The following is a 1,448-nucleotide window of genomic DNA, read 5'->3' as shown; positions in this document are numbered from 1 at the left end:
CTGCCATCTGAATTTCCTGAGGGCGACGTAGCAGTAAATCTCGACGGTGGATCATGCTGATATCCGCGGGTTGGTTACCGCATTACAGAAGTCCGCCCAGCGAGCCTGCCGCCATCTAGTACCGCAAGTCGAATCAAATCCGTTGCCTAACCGTCTCGCGGGTTGCTCGGGTGCCGGGCTACGCCGCCTTCAGGAAACTCTTGCTCGGGTGGTGAGGTTGATTCACGTGTTGCTCAAGGGTTGGGTCACGCCATGCGCACCTCGGGCCGTACGGCGAGCGACATGGCGAGCTGGCTGATGTCCCAGATGAAACCGGCGAGTTCGCGAGCGACCGCGACCACCGCAATATTCTTCTGCTTGCCGCGCGCAACGAGCTTCCGGTAGCGCCGGCACAGGCGCACCTGCGCGTCCCAGGCGCGGTCAACGATGGGCTTGGGGATGCCTTCGTGGCGGCGCTGGATTTCGGGACTCACGCGGGCCGGGTGCTGGTAGCTCCAGGCCGCTTCCACCAGCAACTTTCTTGCATAGCTGTTGCCATTCTTGGTGATGCTGCCCTGACGGCGCTTGTCGCCTGACGAGTGTTCGGACGGCGTCACCCCCAGCCAGGCCATCAGCTGGCGCGGGTGGGCGAAGCGTGACAGATCCCCGAGCTCGGCGAGCATGCCCACTGCCGTGGTGAACTGGACGCCCCGCATCGTCTGCAGGCCCAGCACGGCAGGATAGAATCGCCAGTTGACGACGGCCTCGCGCAACGCGGCCTCCAGCCGGTCGCATTGCGCCAGGCGATCCTCGATCGTGCGCCGATACTCCTCGAATGCCAGTTGCTGCCAAACGCTGTCGAAAGCACAGGCGCTCAGCCAGCGCCGGTGCGCAGGTCCCCAGTCGGCGCGGCCGGCATAGCGCACGCCATGCAGGAGCAGAAAGGCCTTCAGCCGTTGCCGGGCACGCTTAAGATCGTCCTTGGCGCTGACCCACGCGCGAGCCAGATCGCGGAATGCTTCGTCTTCCACGCTTGGCACGTACACCGCTGAGAGGTCGCCGGCGCGCAGCGACCGCACCAGCTTGATCGCATCACGCCGGTCAGTCTTGACCCGATCGCCCGGCTTTTTCGGAATCAGCGACGGCGCGCACACCATGCAGTCGAATTCTTTCTGCACGAGCTGACGGTAAAGTCCATAGCCGCACGGGCCCGCCTCGTAGACGATGCGGATGTGCCGCGCCTTCGATTGCAGGCGCTTACACAGGCGATCAATATCCGTCTTCGTCGTGCCAATCTTGCCGAGCAGTTCGACCTCGCCTGTGCCCAGCGCATAGGCCACCGTGATCGAATCCTTGTGAACGTCGAGCCCTACGTACAGTGTGCTATCGTTTTCCACGCTGGCCTCCGTGATGGATATCGCCGGGTGTGGCCCTGTCCACACCGTGCGGCTCTGGCAGAAATACTAACC

1 protein-coding gene is annotated in these 1,448 nt (G+C 63.3%); it reads right to left on the bottom strand.

Annotation, left to right across the window (positions count from 1 at the left end; all coding sequences use genetic code 11):
• Positions 1 to 245 precede the first annotated feature (245 nt).
• Entirely contained in the window at positions 246 to 1,376 is a 1,131-nt protein-coding gene (locus P0D96_RS47915) for an IS110 family RNA-guided transposase (RefSeq protein WP_408183713.1), read from the bottom strand.
• Positions 1,377 to 1,448: the final 72 nt, after the last annotated feature.

It is taken from the genome of Paraburkholderia sp. RL17-347-BIC-D (genome assembly GCF_046027915.1).
In the GTDB taxonomy this organism is placed as follows: Bacteria; Pseudomonadota; Gammaproteobacteria; order Burkholderiales; family Burkholderiaceae; genus Paraburkholderia.
Note: the sequence above shows the minus strand (reverse complement) of the source record. Positions and strands in the feature narration are given on the sequence as shown.